The sequence below is a fragment of the Citrobacter sp. Cpo126 genome (assembly GCF_030332445.1).
Classification (GTDB): Bacteria; Pseudomonadota; Gammaproteobacteria; order Enterobacterales; family Enterobacteriaceae; genus Citrobacter; species Citrobacter portucalensis.
On sequence record NZ_JAOWHT010000032.1, the window covers coordinates 435,937 to 451,142 of the forward strand.

The following is a 15,206-nucleotide window of genomic DNA, read 5'->3' on the forward strand; positions in this document are numbered from 1 at the left end:
GAAACGCCGCGCTTGTGACTACAATAACCGCCATTTTTACCGCTTGTGGATGGTAACAACTGTATGCGCCAGCAGCCTCATCACCTTGAATTGTTAAGCCCGGCTCGGGATACCGCCATTGCGCGCGAAGCCATTTTGCACGGCGCAGACGCCGTTTACATTGGTGGACCAGGTTTTGGCGCGCGTCATAACGCCAGTAATAGCCTGAAAGATATTGCTGAATTAGTGCCTTTTGCCCATCGTTACGGGGCAAAAATCTTTGTGACGCTAAACACGATCTTGCATGATGATGAGCTGGAGCCCGCACAACGGTTAATTACCGATCTGTATCAGACCGGCGTTGATGCCCTGATCGTGCAGGATATGGGGATTCTTGAACTGGATATTCCCCCGATTGAACTGCACGCCAGCACCCAGTGCGATATTCGCAGCGTTGAGAAGGCGAAATTTCTATCCGATGTGGGATTCACCCAGATTGTGCTGGCGCGTGAACTGAGCCTTGAGCAGATTAACGCTATCCATCAGGCTACCGATGCGACCATTGAGTTTTTCATTCACGGTGCGCTGTGCGTTGCCTATTCAGGGCAGTGTTATATTTCACATGCGCAAACCGGACGCAGCGCTAACCGCGGCGACTGTTCCCAGGCTTGCCGTCTGCCGTATACCCTGAAAGACGATCAGGGGCGCGTGGTATCCTATGAAAAACATCTGCTGTCGATGAAAGATAACGATCAGACCGCCAACCTGGGTGCGTTGATTGACGCAGGTGTGCGTTCCTTCAAAATTGAAGGGCGCTATAAGGACATGAGTTATGTGAAGAATATTACCGCGCATTATCGCCAGATGCTCGACGCCATCATTGAAGAACGCGGCGATCTGGCCCGTTCATCAGCGGGACGTACTGAACATTTCTTTACCCCATCCACAGAGAAAACCTTCCATCGCGGCAGCACCGATTATTTTGTGAATGCCCGTAAAGGGGATATCGGCGCATTCGACTCACCAAAGTTTATCGGTTTGCCGGTCGGCGAAGTCCTGAAGGTGGCGAAAGATCATCTCGATGTTGAGGTGACTGAACCGCTGGCAAACGGGGATGGCCTGAACGTGTTAATCAAACGTGAGGTTGTTGGATTTCGCGCCAACACCGTGGAAAAAACGGGGAACAATCGTTATCGGGTATGGCCGAATGAAATGCCTGCCGACCTGCACAAAGTGCGTCCGCATCATCCGCTGAATCGCAACCTCGATCATAACTGGCAGCAAGCGTTAACAAAAACTTCCAGCGAACGCCGTGTTGCGATCGATATTGAGCTCGGCGGCTGGCAGGAGCAGTTGATTCTGACGCTCACCAGTGAAGAGGGCGTGAGTATCACCCATACGTTGGACGGCCAGTTTGAGGAAGCGAACAATGCGGAAAAAGCGTTGAGTAACCTACAGGACGGACTGGCAAAACTTGGTCAGACGATGTACTACGCCCGCAATATTCAGGTGAATCTGCCGGGCGCGCTGTTCGTGCCAAACGGTCAACTAAATCAGTTCCGGCGTGAAGCCGTTGATATGTTGGATGCAGCGCGCTTGCAAAGCTATCAGCGCGGTAGCCGCAAACCGGTATCTCAGCCAGCGCCGGTTTATCCACAAACGCACTTGAGTTTTCTGGCTAACGTCTACAACCAAAAAGCGCGTGAGTTTTATCACCGTTATGGCGTTCAGTTGATTGATGCAGCCTATGAAGCACATGAAGAAAAGGGCGAAGTGCCTGTGATGATCACCAAACATTGCCTGCGTTTCGCCTTTAATCTGTGTCCGAAACAGGCGAAAGGTAACATCAAAAGCTGGAAAGCAACACCGATGCAACTGGTTAACGGCGATGAAGTCCTGACGCTGAAATTTGATTGCCGACCGTGCGAAATGCACGTAATCGGCAAGATGAAGCATCACATTCTGAAGATGCCGTTGCCGGGCAGCGTCGTGGCTTCGGTCAGTCCAGAAGAACTGATGAAGACACTGCCGAAGCGCAAAGGTTAATCGTTAGCTCAGATGTGTATCGGGTTTGCGTGATTTTTGCCAGTGATGGTGCTCACGAAGATCGGCGGCGGATTCTTCCGCCGTCACTCGAAGTTCATCGCTGTCGGCCGTGTGTCGTAGTAAATGATCGGCATCCTGCACCTGAAGATATTCATGTCCCTGATTAGTAGCGAAAAGTTGACCGGAAAAAAGCGCGCTGGCCAGCAATAACACCGTTAACCCTTTCTTAAACATCATGCACCCTCTGGTACGTTAGCTGCGGAATTGGCGATAATTTCGCCAGGTGACTATTCAATATTTTAATCGGGTTAATGACAATCTCTGTTTTGCCATTTCGATGTTTTTTACATTTTTGTTTAGTCGATGTTGGGATTTGTAACACCCGGGCAGTGCAGCGCGCTGACCGGGTGTTATCAGGGCGAGATTCAGGACTTAAATCCGGCGGCCGTCATCAGGAGACGAAAGAACATACCAACGGCGGCCAGGGCCAGCACGCTGCCGCCCCAGAGGATCACCAGCCACATCAGGCGTTTCCAGATTGTTTGTTGCATCAATGATACCCCTCACCATGTTGAACTTTGCCGCGGAAAACGTAGTAGCTCCAGAAGGTGTACACCAGGATTATCGGGATAATCAGCAGTGCGCCAACCAACATAAAGCCCTGACTTTGTGCCGGAGCCGCCGCCTGCCAGAGCGTAATAGACGGTGGAATGATATGTGGCCAGATACTGATCCCCAGCCCGCTAAACCCGAGAAAAATCAGCCCCAGCGTTAATACAAAAGGCAGCGTATGGCAGTTATGTTGCCCCAGCGAACGCCACAGCCAGAGACTGATAAGCGCAACCAGCAGCGGAACAGGCATCAGGAACCACAGGTTGGGCAGGCTAAACCAACGCTCGGCAATCGCGCTATGTGCCAGTGGTGTCCACAGGCTGATAATGGCAATCACAACCAACATTGCCAGCAGCAGTTGTTTGGCCACACTGCGCATTTTATCCTGCAACGGATTTTCGCTTTTCATCACCAGCCATGTCGCCCCCAGCAGGGCGTAAGCCACGACCAGACCAACACCGCAGAACAACGTGAACGGGGTCAACCAGTCGAAAGGACCGCCGCTGTAGCTGCGTCCGGTAACGGAAAATCCGTTGAGTACGGCACCCACCACGACACCTTGCGTGAATGTCGCGAGGATTGAACCGCCGAGAAAGGCTTTATCCCAGAATGGTCGGTGAGCCGGTGTGGCTTTGAAGCGAAACTCGAACGCGACGCCGCGAAAAATCAGGCCGATTAGCATCAGGGTCAACGGGATCGTCAGCGCATCGACAATCACCGCATAGGCCAGGGGGAAAGCGCCGAATAATCCGGCTCCGCCCAACACCAGCCAGGTTTCATTGCCGTCCCATACCGGGGCGACGCTGTTGACCATAACATCGCGGTCGTCAGCGTCCTGAATCGCTGGGAATAAAATGCCAATCCCGAGATCAAAACCGTCCATCACGATATACATCAGCGTGGCGAAGACGATAATCACAAACCAGATAACTGATAAATCGATACCCATTAGCGATGTACCTCCGGTTGAGAATCGAGGACGGCGGCTGAAAGCGGCCGGGCAGGCGTGCCTGTCGGCGGAATGGTCGGGTCATCTTCCTGCGGCCCTTTACGGATCAGGCGGATCATGTAGCTGTAACCCACGCCAAACACTGAGCTGTACACCACAAAGAAGGACAGCAGGCTGATGCTCATATGTAAATCGCCATGTGCAGAAACCGCATCCGCCGTACGTTGCAGACCGTAAACCACCCACGGCTGACGGCCAACTTCAGTGGTCACCCAACCGGCAAGGATGGCAATCAGACCGGAAGGACCCATCCATAAGGCAAAGCGCAGAAAAGGGCGCGAGGTGTATAAACGCTGCTTATAGCGCAGCCACAGGGCAAACGCGCCCAACAGGATCATCAGCATGCCTAGCCCGGCCATTATGCGAAACGACCAGAACACCATAGTGGAGTTGGGCCTGTCTTCTTTAGGAAACTCTTTTAGGGCCGGGACCTGTTTGTCCAGACTATGGGTCAGGATCAGACTGCCCAGCGCCGGGATTTCCAGCCCATAGCGGGTGCGTTCCTGCTCCATATCCGGCCAGCCGAACAGCAGCAGCGGAGTCGGTTCACCGGGGCGATTTTCCCAGTGTCCTTCAATCGCAGCAATTTTTGCCGGCTGATGCTTCAGCGTATTCAAACCGTGCATATCGCCAATCAAGGCCTGCAGTGGAGCGACGATTAATGTCATCCACAGCGCCATCGAAAACATCGCTCGAATTGCTGGTGTGTTATTCCCGCGCAGCAAATGCCATGCCCCAGAGGCAGCAACAAACAACGCGCTGCTCAGGAAGGCGGCAACCGACATATGCAGCAGACGATAGGGGAATGAGGGATTGAAAATAACGGCGAACCAGTCGACGGGAACGACCTGGCCGTTAACTATGTCATAGCCTTGCGGTGTCTGCATCCAGCTGTTGGAGGCGAGGATCCAGAAGGTTGAAATAATGGTACCCAGTGCGACCATGCAGGTGGCAAAGAAATGAAGTCCTGGACCAACCCGATTCCAGCCAAACAACATCACCCCAAGGAAACCAGCTTCGAGGAAGAAGGCGGTTAATACTTCATAGGTCAGTAACGGCCCAGTGATACTCCCGGCGAACTCGGAAAAACCACTCCAGTTGGTGCCGAACTGATAAGCCATCACCAGTCCGGAAACTACACCCATACCAAAATTTACGGCGAATATTTTCGACCAGAAATGGTAAAGCGATCGCCAGGTGGGATATTTCGTTTTTAGCCATAGCCCTTCCAGCACAGCCAGATAACTGGCGAGCCCGATAGTAATAGCCGGAAAGATGATGTGAAAGGATACCGTAAACGCGAACTGGATCCTTGCCAGGTGAAACGCGTCAAGACCGAACATGCTTAACTCCGCAGGCAAAATTGATTTAGCGCAATTCTAAGTCTGAGGAGCAATGGAAGGCAGAAACAGAACAGTTCTTTTTAACCATAACAGTTGCAGCGCTGTTATAAGTTGCACTCGCTGATATGAAATCCGGAAGCTTGATTCCTGTTATTGAATAGCGTTCTCTTCTTGAAATACGCGCCGTAGGCAAAGAACTGTCATTACCGATGTTGTAAAACTGTTAACTATAACAGTTAAATAAAATACCCTGATTATGTAAACTGATATACACAGTGGTTGTCACCGACACCGGTAATCAGGACGAAAAATGAAAAAGTACCAGCGACTGGCAGAGCAAATTCGCGATCAAATTGCGTCTGGCGTATGGCAGCCAGGCGATCGCTTGCCATCCTTGCGTGAGCAGGTGGTCAGCAGCGGACTGAGTTTTATGACCGTCGGACACGCATACCAGTTGCTGGAAAGCCAGGGGCGGATTATTGCCCGACCGCAGTCTGGCTATTATGTCGCCGCGCGCCCCGAACGTGAATTTGCTGCGCCGCAGGTGCAGGTCATGCGCGATGAAGCGGTGGATATCAATACCTACATTTTTGATATGTTGCAGGCCAGCCGGGATGCGTCAGTGATGCCCTTTGCCTCCGCATTCCCCGACCCGCGGCTGTTTCCACTTCAGCAGTTGAATCGCTCGTTGGCGCAGGTGAGTAAAACTGCCACCGCCATGAGCGTGATTGAAAACCTGCCGCCGGGGAATGCTGAGCTGCGTCATGCCATTGCCCGTCGCTATGCTCAACAGGGGATGACCATTTCACCGGACGAAATCGTCATCACCACCGGCGCGATGGAAGCCCTCAACCTGAGCCTGCAAGCAGTCACCGAACCGGGTGATTGGGTAATTGTCGAAAACCCCTGTTTTTACGGGGCGTTGCAGGCCCTGGAGCGATTACGTCTGAAGGCGCTTTCGATTGCCACCGACGTAAAAGAGGGGATCGATCTCACCGCGCTGGAGCAGGCGTTGCAGGAGTACCCGGTAAAAGCTTGCTGGCTAATGACAAACAGCCAAAATCCACTGGGTTTTACGCTCAGCGCAGAGAAAAAGGCGCGTCTGGTCGCCTTGCTGGAAAAATACCACGTAATACTGATTGAAGATGATGTTTACAGCGAACTGTACTTTGGCCGCGAAAAACCGTTGCCCGCCAAAGCCTGGGATCGCGCCGACAGCGTTCTGCATTGTTCGTCCTTCTCGAAGTGTCTGGTACCAGGATTTCGTATTGGCTGGGTGGCAGCAGGGAAACATGCCCGGCGTATTCAGCGACTCCAGCTAATGAGCACCTTATCTACCAGTTCGCCCATGCAGCTTGCCCTTGTTGATTATCTTTCAACCCGGCGCTATGACGCACATCTGCGGCGCTTGCGTCGGCAACTGGCGGAACGTAAACAACAGGCCTGGCAAACGCTGCTGCGTCATCTTCCGGCGGAGGTCAAAATTCACCACAACGACAGCGGTTATTTTCTGTGGCTGGAGCTGCCGGAACCGCTTGATGCCGGTGTGCTCAGTACCCATGCGCTGGCACACCACATCAGTATTGCGCCGGGGAAAATGTTCTCGACCTCGGGAAGCTGGACACGTTTTTTTCGTTTTAATACGGCATGGCACTGGGGAGATCGCGAAGAGCAGGCCGTAAAACAGCTTGGTAAATTAATTCGTGAAATGATGAAATAAACCATAACGCGCTATTCAATATAAATGAATAGCGTGTTCTTATTTTCGAAATAGTGAATGCTGAACCACGGTATTATTTATATCGGGTGCGTCCATACAAAATATCAATAGTTAATACTATTGCCACCTCTGCGTCTAACTCCTTGTCTATACTCCAGAAGATTACCCCCAGGTCAGAGTCTGTAGCGTAATGAGCGTTAGCTCACAACCTGATTAAATTTCCTTGCGCCAACAGGAACGCTTACAACACCCCGACTATTTTTAGAAAAGGACATATATTTACGGCAAGGCTGCCGCTCAATATTTTTTAGACAGGAGTAAGACGTTATGAGCAAGCAGTTTGCCCTCAGTAGCCTGTGCGCACTCAGTATGACGCTGATGACTGCGCAGGCAGCCGAACCCCCCACATCATTAGATAAACCGGAAGGCCGCCTGGATATTATTGCCTGGCCGGGTTATATCGAACGTGGGCAAACCGATAAACAATATGACTGGGTCTCACAGTTTGAGAAAGATACCGGCTGCGCGGTTAATGTAAAAACGGCAGCCACATCTGATGAAATGGTCAGCCTGATGGCAAAAGGCGGCTACGACCTGGTTACCGCTTCTGGTGATGCCTCACTGCGCCTGATTATGGGAAAACGCGTTCAGCCAATTAATACCGCGCTGATCCCTAACTGGAAAACCATCGATCCACGCGTGGTAAAAGGCGAATGGTTTAACGTTGGCGGAAAAGTTTACGGCACACCGTACCAGTGGGGACCAAACCTGCTGATGTATAACACCAAAATTTTCCCAACGCCGCCGGATAGCTGGAGCGTGGTGTTTGTTGAGCAAAAACTTGAGGATGGGAAAAGCAATAAAGGGCGCGTTCAGGCCTACGATGGCCCGATCTATATTGCCGATGCCGCGTTATTCGTTAAAGCCACTCAGCCGCAGTTGGGTATTACCGATCCCTATCAGCTCACTGAAAAACAGTATCAGGCGGTGATCAAAGTCTTGAGCGATCAGCACGCGCTGATCCATCGCTATTGGCACGATACCACCGTGCAAATGAGCGATTTCAAAAACGAAGGCGTGGTGGCGTCAAGCGCCTGGCCTTATCAGGCTAACGCCTTGAAAGGCGAAGGTCAGCCAATTGCCACGGTTTTCCCAAAAGAAGGGGTTACCGGATGGGCTGATACCACTATGCTGCACAGTGAAGCGAAACACCCGGTTTGTGCTTACAAATGGATGAACTGGTCATTAACCCCGAAAGTACAGGGTGACGTAGCGGCCTGGTTTGGTTCTCTGCCAGTGGTACCTGAAGGTTGTAAAGCCAGCCCTCTGTTGGGTGAAAAGGGTTGTGAAACCAACGGCTATAGCTACTTTGACAAAATTGCCTTCTGGAAAACGCCGATTGCCGAAGGTGGAAAATTCGTTCCTTACAGTCGCTGGACGCAGGATTACATCGCCATTATGGGCGGTCGTTAATTCCGCTGGGGGTTTTATGACGTACGCAGTGGAGTTTCATAACGTCTCGCGTTTGTATGGGGATGTTCGTGCAGTTGATGGGGTAAGTATTGCGATTAACGACGGTGAGTTTTTCTCTATGCTGGGGCCATCCGGCTCCGGCAAGACCACTTGTCTGCGCCTGATTGCCGGGTTTGAGCAGCTGTCAGGCGGCGCAATTACCATTTTTGGTAAGCAGGCCAGCGAATTGCCGCCCTGGGAACGGGACGTCAATACGGTATTTCAGGATTACGCGTTGTTCCCGCACATGTCGATTCTCGACAACGTCGCCTACGGGCTGATGGTCAAAGGCATCGATAAAAAACAGCGCCACGCGAAAGCACGTGAAGCGCTGGATAAGGTTGCACTTGGTTTTGTGCATGAGCGTAAACCGTCGCAGCTTTCCGGTGGGCAACGTCAGCGCGTGGCGATTGCCCGGGCGCTGGTCAATGAGCCGCGCGTCCTGCTGTTGGATGAGCCGCTCGGGGCATTGGATCTTAAATTGCGTGAACAGATGCAGCTGGAACTGAAAAAATTACAGCAATCTCTTGGCATCACGTTCATTTTTGTTACCCACGATCAGGGGGAAGCCCTGTCGATGTCCGATCGTGTGGCGGTGTTTAATAACGGTCGCATTGAACAGGTAGATTCTCCGCGTGAACTGTATATGCGTCCACGTACGCCGTTTGTGGCAAGTTTCGTCGGGACGTCCAATGTCTTCGATGCGACGATGTCGGCGAACGTTTGCGGGTTACAGGGGATGTTCTCCCTGCGCCCGGAACATATTCGTTTGAATGATGCCGGGGGAGAAGTCCAGGCTACGGGAGTTATCCAGGCGGTGCAGTACCAGGGCGCGGCGACGCGGTTTGAGCTAAAACTCGCCGGAGGGGAAAAATTGCTGGTTAGCCAGGCGAACCTGACGGGAGAAATGCTACCGTCAACGTTGTCGCCAGGTCAGCAGGTGATAGCATCCTGGTCACGCGACGTGATGGTACCGCTGGTTGAGGAGAGGTGAATGGCTATGAACGTCTTACATTCGCCTCCACAGTCGACAAGCCTGAACCGGATCTCAGGTTACTTCTGGCGTAATCCGGGGCTGGGGTTGTTTTTGCTGCTCCTCGGACCGCTGATGTGGTTTGGCATCGTCTACTTTGGCTCATTACTGACGCTGTTGTGGCAAGGTTTTTATACCTTCGACGATTTCACCATGTCGGTCACACCAGACCTGACGCTGGCGAATTTGCAGGCGCTGTTTAATCCCGCTAACTACGACATCATTTTGCGCACTCTGACGATGGCGGTAGCAGTCACCATCGCCAGCGCGATTCTGGCGTTTCCGATGGCGTGGTATATGGCTCGCTATACCAGCGGCAAAATGAAGGCTTTTTTTTACATTGCCGTAATGTTGCCAATGTGGGCCAGTTACATCGTTAAAGCCTATGCGTGGACGCTGCTGTTGGCTAAAGACGGCGTGGCGCAGTGGTTTTTAACCCACCTTGGGCTGGAGCCGTTGCTGCTTTCGTTCCTGACATTGCCTGCGGTAGGCGGCAATACGCTGTCAACTTCAGGGTTAGGGCGTTTCCTGGTGTTCGTCTATATCTGGCTGCCGTTTATGATTCTGCCGGTACAGGCCGCCCTGGAGAGACTTCCGCCGTCGCTGTTACAGGCTTCTGCTGATTTGGGCGCGCGTCCGCGTCAAACCTTCCGCTATGTGGTGCTTCCATTGGCGATACCGGGTATTGCAGCGGGTTCGATCTTTACCTTCTCTCTGACGTTGGGTGACTTTATTGTGCCGCAACTGGTGGGACCGCCGGGCTATTTCATCGGCAACATGGTGTATTCGCAACAAGGGGCGATCGGCAATATGCCGATGGCGGCGGCATTTACTCTGGTGCCGATTGTGTTAATCGCACTGTATCTGGCGTTCGTGAAGCGTCTGGGAGCTTTCGATGCACTCTGAACGCGCACCCTGGCTACTCAAACTGGCGGCATGGGGCGGGGTTATTTTCCTGCACTTTCCCATCCTCATCATCGCCACCTATGCTTTTAATACTGAGGAGGCTGCTTTTAGTTTTCCACCCCAGGGATTAACGCTGAAGTGGTTTAGCGTTGCTGCGCAGCGTAGCGATATTCTGGAGTCTGTGACGTTGTCACTTAAAATCGCTGCGTTGTCGACAGCTATTGCCCTTGTTCTGGGGACGCTGGCCGCGGCCGCGCTGTGGCGTAGGGACTTTTTTGGCAAAAGTGCAATATCGCTGTTGCTACTATTGCCGATCGCGCTGCCAGGCATTATTACCGGCCTTGCGCTGTTGACCGCGTTTAAAACCATCAACCTGGAACCGGGTTTTCTCACGATCGTGGTGGGCCATGCGACATTTTGCGTGGTGGTGGTGTTTAACAACGTTGTGGCGCGTTTTCGCCGTACCTCATGGAGTCTGGTCGAAGCGTCTATGGATCTTGGCGCCAATGGCTGGCAAACCTTTCGTTATGTCGTGCTGCCAAACCTGGCATCGGCACTTCTGGCGGGGGGGATGCTGGCGTTTGCCTTGTCGTTTGATGAAATCATCGTGACAACGTTCACCGCCGGACATGAAAGAACACTTCCTCTGTGGCTGCTCAATCAATTGGGCCGTCCACGGGATGTGCCTGTCACCAACGTTGTGGCATTGCTGGTAATGCTGGTGACAACACTGCCAATTTTAGGGGCCTGGTGGCTAACGCGTGAAGGCGACACTCTCGCCGGAAACGGTAAATAAACGACGATATGGGAAATTGCTATGCAACATCAATTACTGATTAATGGCGAGCTGGTCAACGGTGAAGGTGAAAAGCAGCCAGTCTATAACCCTGCCACTGGTGAACTCATTCTGGAGATTGCTGAGGCGTCAGCCATGCAGGTTGATGCCGCTGTACGTGCGGCAGACGCCGCGTTTGCCACCTGGGGGCAAACCACGCCGAAAGTCCGCTCTGAACTGCTGCTGAAACTGGCGGATGCTATTGCTGATAACGCGCAAACCTTCGCTGAGCTGGAATCACTTAACTGCGGTAAACCGCTGCACTGTGTTCTCAACGATGAAATTCCCGCTATTGTCGATGTTTTCCGCTTCTTTGCCGGTGCGGCGCGTACCCTGCAAGGACAGGCGGCCGGTGAATATCTGGAAGGGCATACCTCGATGATTCGCCGTGATCCGCTGGGTGTGGTGGCTTCTATTGCGCCGTGGAACTATCCGCTGATGATGGCTGCGTGGAAGCTGGCTCCAGCGTTGGCGGCGGGGAACTGCGTGGTGATTAAACCGTCAGAAATTACTCCGCTGACAGCGCTTAAATTAGCCGAATTCGCCAAAGACATTTATCCGGCTGGCGTGATTAACGTGCTGTTTGGTCGCGGTAAAACGGTGGGCGATCCGCTGACCGGTCATGAAAAAGTGCGTATGGTTTCGCTGACCGGCTCCATTGCAACCGGTGAACACATTATTCAGCACACCGCGCCGTCAATTAAGCGTACGCATATGGAACTGGGCGGAAAAGCTCCGGTGATCATTTTTGATGATGCCGATCTGGATGCAGTGGTGAGCGGCGTGCGGACCTTTGGTTATTACAACGCCGGGCAAGACTGTACCGCCGCTTGCCGAATTTATGCCCAGAAAGGCATTTATGATGCACTGGTCGAAAAACTTGGCGCCGCCGTTGCCAGCCTGAAAATCGGTCCGCCGAATGATGAATCGACCGAGCTGGGACCAGTGAGCTCGCAGGCACATCTCGATCGCGTGACTAAAGCGGTCGATGAGGCTAAAGCGTTGGGCCATATTAAGGTCATCACCGGCGGTAAAAAAGTGGATGGTTCAGGCTACTATTTTGCCCCGACGCTGCTTGCTGGGGCGAAGCAGGACGATGCCATCGTGCAGCGGGAAGTTTTCGGTCCGGTGGTCAGCGTGACCGTATTTGATGATGAAGATCAGGTGCTGGCATGGGCCAACGATTCGAAATACGGCCTGGCATCCTCCGTCTGGACCCGGGATGTTGGGCGAGCGCATCGCTTTAGCGCTCGCCTGCAATATGGTTGTACCTGGGTCAATACCCATTTCACGCTGGTTAGCGAGATGCCGCACGGTGGGCAAAAACAGTCCGGCTATGGCAAGGATATGTCGGTTTATGGGCTGGAGGATTACACGGTTATTCGCCATGTTATGATCAAGCATGAGTAATATCTTAAGCGCGATCGGCGAATGGGGCACGGATAGCTAAATATTGGCATACGTGTGTCTATACTATTCGCGCCACTGGCCTCGTCGCCATCGGACGGCGGTAAGTTGGAAATATCCGCGAGGTCAGGCTAATTGATACAACAAAGCCCCAGCATATAGCCGGGGCTTTGTGCTTTCAGGATCGCCATCGGGTTTATCTGCGGCCCAGGCTGCAAAGCCAGGCGAGTAGGGCACAGATGCTCAGAACCAGCCCCAGTTGCTGCACCATGCCTGCTAAACCCAGCATCATCCCAAGTAACAGGTAATAGCTTAATCCGAACAAAGCACCTGCGGCACCGGCCTGTTCACGGTAGTGACGCAGCGCCTGACTCAGCACATTGGGAATGGCGATACCATAGGCAATCACCACGCCGAACACCGGAATCAGGATCCACGCAGAGTGCTGTAAACACCACGCGACGAGACCTGACAACGCTGCCAGCACACAGGCATAACGTACAAGTCGCTCCGGCGTCAGACCTGTCGTTAACAGTCCTCGGTTCAGCAGGCTACCTGACAGAGAAGCAAACGCAAGTAGCAACCCCGTCCAGCCAAAGGCTCTGGAGCTCCATCCTAATTGCCCAAAAAGAAACGGCGCCAGGCTGTAATAGCTAAACAACATGGTGTTCAGCAGGGCAACCAGCAAGGCGTTTTTCCGCAACTCACTGTCCCGCATCATGCGGGAAAACAGCGCGACAAGCCTCGGGCTGAGCGTATGTTCGGGCCGGGTTTCTGGCAGCATAGTCGCTGTCAGTATTAGCAGTAGCAACGCCAACAGCACAAGGGCAACAAAGACACCGGTATGGCCATACAGACTCACTAACCAACCTCCGCTTAGCAGGCCAAAAACTGGACTCAATGCCAGCGCGGCCCCCATCACGGAAAAGACGCGGGATAGCGCAGTTGATTCATAACTGTCCCTTAGCATGGTCTGTACTACGACCGACCCCGCAGCCGCACCGACGGCGGAGATCATCCGCGCCAGCAGCAAAACGCTGAAGTCGGTGGCAACAACGGCCAATGCGCAACCTGTTCCATAGCAGATAAGCCCTGCCAGCATCGCCCAACGTCGTCCGATGCAGTCACTTAGCCAACCCCACATCGCTACGCCGACGGCAAAGGCAACAAAATAAACGGAGAGTGTTTGAGCCGCGCGCTCACTGCTTACGTGAAAAGAGGTAGCGATACCCGGCAATGCCGGGCTGTAAATGGTTTCCACCAGTTGTGGAAACATAATCAGTAGCGTAAGAAGCCACAGCGGTGGGCGACGAAGTGTGTTCATAGCAATATCCAGAGAGACAGAAAACAGGCGGGCATTATTGCTGAAAGGAATATGTCGTATTACCATTATCAGGACTTTAAATATCAAATATCAGACAGATAATGAAAATTGCCCCTGATGATGCTTTTGATGCGGATAGTTTTGATAAACCGGTAATCGGTATTGCTGCCGATATGGGCGTACATGATTCCGGGCGGCATAGTCATCTTCGTCATCAGCTACTTTTTTCGGCAGCGGGAAGTATTACGATTGAACTGGAGCAGGCCCTGTGTCTGCTACCGCCACGCCGTGCGGTTTGGATCCCGGCAGGCACGGTACATCGCGCCATAATGCGTGGTGTGATGGCTTATCGCTCTTTGTACTTTTCTACCGCATTGCCGTTATCTGAGTTACCGCTGCAGATAGTCGAAGTTAATCCGCTTTTTTATGAAGTGATAGAACGTATGGCCTTCTGGCCATGGGAAATGCCTGCCGCACAGCAGTCCAGCCTCATTACCGTTTTTTGTGAGGAAATGCGTGCCGCCCGCAGTGAAAACTGGACATTGCAGTATCCCTCAGATCCGCGGCTTTACGTGTGGCTCAAGGGATTACGCATGGGGGAATTGCCACCACGACTGAATCAATTGTCCCGACAGGTTGGGGCATGCGAGAGGACGATCAGCCGAATATTTATCAGGGATACCGGGATGAATTATCAGGACTGGCGGCAGCAATTTAGGTTGTTAAAAGCCATGGAAATGTTGGCTGATGGATGCCATATCAGCCAGGTCGCGCAATATCTGGAGTTTGTCAGCGACAGTGCTTTTATTGCTTTCTTCCATCAACATACCGGCACAACACCAGGCCGTTATTCGGGCAATATAATGCCGCAGAAGGATTAGGGGTATTACATATTAAGGATAATTTACCCAGTGATAGCAGAGTGGGAAGATCGTTTACTGATGGCAGAGAGAAGATCCTCTCTGCCAGCGGACGCTGCAATTAATCAAGAAGCGTTACATCAAGCAAACCAGCCGAACCTTGCGGATATCAGACTGAAAAGTCCTACAGCAGCAAATATATTTATCAGCACCACAGTTTTACTGGAAACATTCATTTTTGCCACCTTTCGTTTTAACCCTTATGGGTATAGTACGGCTTATAACTATCCGCAATAGTACGAATTCTGAACATAATGAAAATGGGTTGTTTTACAGCCGTTTTTCTTAAATTAATTAATAAAACTTGATGTGAGTCATGAAAAAGAGCATATTGCGCGCGATTTTCCCTTCTGGCCAGGATGCCTTAAATGTCCCTATACCAAAAAATGTTGGTTTTTTATGCGGTGATGGCCGTCATCACGGCAATCATCACCTGGTTTCTTTCCCGCGATAAAAAGCGGATCCGCTTTCTTAGCGCGGTATTAGTCGGGGCGACCTGGCCGATGAGTTTTCCCGTTGCGCTGATGTTTTCTCTTTTCTGATGACGGCGTATTCGCCGT

General features: G+C 52.3%; 15 protein-coding genes. 9 read left to right on the forward strand and 6 right to left on the reverse strand.

The features are described 5' to 3' along the window. The first annotated feature begins 63 nt into the window (after positions 1-63). Positions 64-2,025, forward strand: a complete 1,962-nt coding sequence (rlhA, locus tag OGY17_RS11340; RefSeq protein ID WP_032943529.1) for a 23S rRNA 5-hydroxycytidine C2501 synthase — start codon at positions 64-66, stop codon at positions 2,023-2,025. Between the two features lie 3 nt (positions 2,026-2,028). On the opposite strand, the gene OGY17_RS11345 is transcribed toward rlhA, so the two are convergent. From OGY17_RS11345 to OGY17_RS11360, 4 genes are all read right to left on the reverse strand, one after another. Next, positions 2,029-2,259 carry a DUF2554 family protein gene (locus tag OGY17_RS11345; protein WP_003020233.1) on the reverse strand — a complete coding sequence of 77 codons (231 nt, stop codon included), beginning with the start codon at positions 2,257-2,259 and terminating at the stop codon, positions 2,029-2,031. A 191-nt stretch (positions 2,260-2,450) separates the two neighbouring features. Beyond that, entirely contained in the window at positions 2,451-2,576 is a 126-nt protein-coding gene (locus OGY17_RS11350; RefSeq protein WP_003020230.1) for a DUF2474 domain-containing protein, read from the reverse strand. Continuing rightward, complete coding sequence (cydB, locus tag OGY17_RS11355) at positions 2,576-3,586, reverse strand: cytochrome d ubiquinol oxidase subunit II (protein ID WP_048214147.1); 1,011 nt, start codon at positions 3,584-3,586, stop codon at positions 2,576-2,578. Before cydB ends, OGY17_RS11350 begins: the two co-directional genes overlap by 1 nt. Continuing rightward, positions 3,586-4,989 carry a cytochrome ubiquinol oxidase subunit I gene (locus tag OGY17_RS11360; RefSeq protein ID WP_186413356.1) on the reverse strand — a complete coding sequence of 468 codons (1,404 nt, stop codon included), beginning with the start codon at positions 4,987-4,989 and terminating at the stop codon, positions 3,586-3,588. Before OGY17_RS11360 ends, cydB begins: the two co-directional genes overlap by 1 nt. A 310-nt stretch (positions 4,990-5,299) precedes the next feature. Between OGY17_RS11360 and OGY17_RS11365 the strand changes: the two genes are divergently transcribed. The 6 genes from OGY17_RS11365 to patD all read left to right on the forward strand — a co-directional run bounded on the left by OGY17_RS11365 (position 5,300) and on the right by patD (position 12,405). Beyond that, on the forward strand, positions 5,300-6,709 hold the full coding sequence (locus OGY17_RS11365) for an aminotransferase-like domain-containing protein (protein ID WP_186413357.1): 1,410 nt from the start codon (positions 5,300-5,302) through the stop codon (positions 6,707-6,709). A 327-nt stretch (positions 6,710-7,036) separates the two neighbouring features. Further along, positions 7,037-8,182 carry a putative ABC transporter substrate-binding protein YdcS gene (ydcS, locus tag OGY17_RS11370; protein ID WP_008784842.1) on the forward strand — a complete coding sequence of 382 codons (1,146 nt, stop codon included), beginning with the start codon at positions 7,037-7,039 and terminating at the stop codon, positions 8,180-8,182. A 16-nt stretch (positions 8,183-8,198) separates the two neighbouring features. Further along, positions 8,199-9,215 (forward strand): ABC transporter ATP-binding protein, encoded by a 1,017-nt coding sequence (locus tag OGY17_RS11375; RefSeq protein ID WP_032943523.1) that lies wholly within the window; start codon positions 8,199-8,201, stop codon positions 9,213-9,215. Next, the gene (locus OGY17_RS11380; protein WP_008784840.1) at positions 9,216-10,160 is read left to right on the forward strand and encodes an ABC transporter permease; all 945 of its coding nucleotides are present in this window, start codon (positions 9,216-9,218) and stop codon (positions 10,158-10,160) included. Beyond that, the gene (locus tag OGY17_RS11385) at positions 10,150-10,956 is read left to right on the forward strand and encodes an ABC transporter permease (protein WP_003020204.1); all 807 of its coding nucleotides are present in this window, start codon (positions 10,150-10,152) and stop codon (positions 10,954-10,956) included. The genes OGY17_RS11380 and OGY17_RS11385 overlap by 11 nt, the downstream gene beginning before the upstream one ends. A 21-nt stretch (positions 10,957-10,977) precedes the next feature. Further along, positions 10,978-12,405 carry an aminobutyraldehyde dehydrogenase gene (patD, locus tag OGY17_RS11390; RefSeq protein WP_003833127.1) on the forward strand — a complete coding sequence of 476 codons (1,428 nt, stop codon included), beginning with the start codon at positions 10,978-10,980 and terminating at the stop codon, positions 12,403-12,405. Between the two features lie 193 nt (positions 12,406-12,598). Here the strand turns inward: patD and OGY17_RS11395 are convergent, their stop codons facing one another. Further along, positions 12,599-13,726: a multidrug effflux MFS transporter gene (locus tag OGY17_RS11395; protein ID WP_032943519.1), complete on the reverse strand. Its 1,128-nt coding sequence runs from the start codon at positions 13,724-13,726 to the stop codon at positions 12,599-12,601. 101 nt (positions 13,727-13,827) lie between these two features. On the opposite strand from OGY17_RS11395, the gene OGY17_RS11400 reads away from it, so the two are divergent. Then, the gene (locus OGY17_RS11400; protein ID WP_032943518.1) at positions 13,828-14,607 is read left to right on the forward strand and encodes an AraC family transcriptional regulator; all 780 of its coding nucleotides are present in this window, start codon (positions 13,828-13,830) and stop codon (positions 14,605-14,607) included. Between the two features lie 119 nt (positions 14,608-14,726). Here OGY17_RS11400 and yncL read toward each other — a convergent pair whose 3' ends face one another. Continuing rightward, entirely contained in the window at positions 14,727-14,822 is a 96-nt protein-coding gene (yncL, locus tag OGY17_RS11405; RefSeq protein ID WP_071524268.1) for a stress response membrane protein YncL, read from the reverse strand. Between the two features lie 192 nt (positions 14,823-15,014). Here yncL and OGY17_RS11410 point away from each other — a divergent pair, with 192 nt between their 5' ends. Then, the gene (locus tag OGY17_RS11410; protein WP_003020198.1) at positions 15,015-15,188 is read left to right on the forward strand and encodes a GhoT/OrtT family toxin; all 174 of its coding nucleotides are present in this window, start codon (positions 15,015-15,017) and stop codon (positions 15,186-15,188) included. Positions 15,189-15,206: the final 18 nt, after the last annotated feature.

Bases quoted from the DNA above. Each gene is read 5' to 3' on its own strand.
- rlhA (WP_032943529.1), top strand. From the start codon at position 64: ATGCGCCAGCAGCCTCATCACCTTGAATTGTTAAGCCCGGCTCGGGAT.
- OGY17_RS11345 (WP_003020233.1), bottom strand. From the start codon at position 2,259: ATGTTTAAGAAAGGGTTAACGGTGTTATTGCTGGCCAGCGCGCTTTTT.
- OGY17_RS11350 (WP_003020230.1), bottom strand. From the start codon at position 2,576: ATGCAACAAACAATCTGGAAACGCCTGATGTGGCTGGTGATCCTCTGG.
- cydB (WP_048214147.1), bottom strand. From the start codon at position 3,586: ATGGGTATCGATTTATCAGTTATCTGGTTTGTGATTATCGTCTTCGCC.
- OGY17_RS11360 (WP_186413356.1), bottom strand. From the start codon at position 4,989: ATGTTCGGTCTTGACGCGTTTCACCTGGCAAGGATCCAGTTCGCGTTT.
- OGY17_RS11365 (WP_186413357.1), top strand. From the start codon at position 5,300: ATGAAAAAGTACCAGCGACTGGCAGAGCAAATTCGCGATCAAATTGCG.
- ydcS (WP_008784842.1), top strand. From the start codon at position 7,037: ATGAGCAAGCAGTTTGCCCTCAGTAGCCTGTGCGCACTCAGTATGACG.
- OGY17_RS11375 (WP_032943523.1), top strand. From the start codon at position 8,199: ATGACGTACGCAGTGGAGTTTCATAACGTCTCGCGTTTGTATGGGGAT.
- OGY17_RS11380 (WP_008784840.1), top strand. From the start codon at position 9,216: ATGGCTATGAACGTCTTACATTCGCCTCCACAGTCGACAAGCCTGAAC.
- OGY17_RS11385 (WP_003020204.1), top strand. From the start codon at position 10,150: ATGCACTCTGAACGCGCACCCTGGCTACTCAAACTGGCGGCATGGGGC.
- patD (WP_003833127.1), top strand. From the start codon at position 10,978: ATGCAACATCAATTACTGATTAATGGCGAGCTGGTCAACGGTGAAGGT.
- OGY17_RS11395 (WP_032943519.1), bottom strand. From the start codon at position 13,726: ATGAACACACTTCGTCGCCCACCGCTGTGGCTTCTTACGCTACTGATT.
- OGY17_RS11400 (WP_032943518.1), top strand. From the start codon at position 13,828: ATGAAAATTGCCCCTGATGATGCTTTTGATGCGGATAGTTTTGATAAA.
- yncL (WP_071524268.1), bottom strand. From the start codon at position 14,822: ATGAATGTTTCCAGTAAAACTGTGGTGCTGATAAATATATTTGCTGCT.
- OGY17_RS11410 (WP_003020198.1), top strand. From the start codon at position 15,015: ATGTCCCTATACCAAAAAATGTTGGTTTTTTATGCGGTGATGGCCGTC.